General features: G+C 70.0%; 1 protein-coding gene and 1 pseudogene. One reads left to right on the top strand and one right to left on the bottom strand.

Features of this window, described 5'->3' with window-relative positions; translation table 11 throughout:
- Positions 1 to 935: pseudogene (locus AC08ON_RS16640) on the top strand (hypothetical protein); the annotation flags it as partial.
- A 35-nt stretch (positions 936 to 970) separates the two neighbouring features.
- Here the strand turns inward: AC08ON_RS16640 and AC08ON_RS16645 are convergent.
- Entirely contained in the window at positions 971 to 1,975 is a 1,005-nt protein-coding gene (locus tag AC08ON_RS16645) for an HAD-IIA family hydrolase (protein ID WP_476608421.1), read from the bottom strand.
- Between the last annotated feature and the right edge of the window lie 2 nt (positions 1,976 to 1,977).

Raw genomic sequence — 1,977 nt, forward strand, 5'->3', positions numbered from 1 at the left:
TGGCCGGCGGGCCGTTCCAGAACGCCGTCACCGACACCCCGCTGCTCGCCTTCCACTCCGAGGCGCCAACCGCGATCGCCGGTCATCGCCTGCTGACCTACTCGATGGTGTGGAGCAACGAGGACGAGGGCACCCCGACCCCGGCCCTGATGGCGTTCTGGGGGCGGACCACCGACATCGAGTGGACCTACCAGGTAGAGATCGACGCCACCGGCAACGCCATCCCCGGCAGCGCCGTGATCCAGGGGCCGGAGCACACGTCGCAGCCGTTCACCGGCCGGTACGAGAGCACGCACCCGCTGCTCGGGACCTGCACGCGCAGCAACAGCATGTGCCAGAACACCGACGGCCCGATGCGGTTCGCCCTGTCTGCCGCGGACACCCTCGACCCGAACGCCGAGGCCCCCGAGCGGGAGATGGACCGCAACCCGTGGACCTACTGGGTGATGTCCCAGGAGGTCGCCCGGGAGGGCAAGGTCGCCGACGCCCCGGTCCCGGACCCGCGCACCCGGATCAGCGACCCGCGTAACTACCTGTACCTGATCGTCCGGAAGAACACGGTCGGCGCGCCGAACACCGCCGACGCCTGGGTCGGGCTGTCGGTCGGGGTGCGGCTCGCCGGCAACCCCGAGACCTACCGGTCGAACAAGACCTACCCTGCCTGGTCCATCGAACGGGACGCGCCGGCCGCCACGGCTGTCGAACTCCCACCCGGGACGGTCGCGGAGGACATCGCGTCCATCCAGGCGACCCGGGTCGTCGGTGCGGGTGCCGACACCGGTGCGCGCATCCAGGTCGACTCGATCGAGCGGGCGTTCCTGCTGGGTCCGGACGGCCTGCCCCAGCAGTCGTTCCTGTTCACGCCGACGAAGGTGACCCTGACCGCCGCCGCGCCGACCGCGACCCTGTTCCGCCGTTCGCAGGGCGGCTCCTGATCCCGTCCGGGGTTCCCTGATTCCGCGGTGGCCCCTCACCCACGTGTGGTGGACCCCGAGGTGTGCACCGGTCCCGGGGTCCGACCGTGCGCCCCGGTGCGATCGGGGACCCCGGTGCGATCGGGGACCCCGGTGCGATCGGAGGCCCCGGCTGGCGCCGGGCGGACGGCGGCCGTCGGCATGCTGTCGAGCGTCCGCACATCCCGACCGACGGGCAACTGGGCGATGCTGCCGACGATGGCGGTCGGCCGGTAGGGGAACCGGTCGACATCGGTGATGGACGTGATGCCCGACAGCACCAGCACGGTGTCCATTCCGGCCTCCAGGCCGGCGACGACGTCGGTGTCCATCCGGTCGCCGATCACCACGGTGGTCTCGCTGTGCGCGGACAGCGTGTTCAGCGCACTGCGCATCATCAACGGGTTCGGCTTGCCGACAAAGTAGGGTGTGACGCCGGTCGCCCGGGTGATCATCGCCGCGACCGCCCCGGTGGCGGGCAGGAGACCCTCCACCGAGGGACCGGTGGGATCGGGATTCGTCGCGATGAAGCGTGCGCCGTCGCGCACCAGCCGTACCGCTTTGGTGATTGCCTCGAAGCTGTAGGTCCGGGTTTCCCCGAGGACGACGTAATCGGGTGACCGGTCGCTGAGGACGTAGCCGATGTCGTGCAGCGCCGTGGTCAGGCCCGCTTCGCCGACGACGTACGCCGATCCCTGGGGGCGTTGGGTGTGTAGGAAGAGCGCGGTGGCGAGGGCCGAGGTCCAGATCCGCTCCGGCGGGATCGTGAGTCCCGCGCCAGCCAGCCGGGCGGACAGGTCGCGGGCCGTGTAGATCGAGTTGTTGGTCAACACGAGAAAACCCAGGCCTGCCTCGCCGATCCCGGCCAGAAAGGCATCCGCGCCCGGAATGGGATGTTCCTCATGGACCAGAACACCGTCCATGTCGATGAGATAGTTCTCGATCAGATGTTCCGCCATGGCCCCCGATTCTCCCCGCCAGCGCTCGATGCCGTCTGCCGGGTGGTCCCCACTCGGCACCATGA

It is taken from the genome of Frankia sp. CoWAU3, from assembly GCF_977971855.1.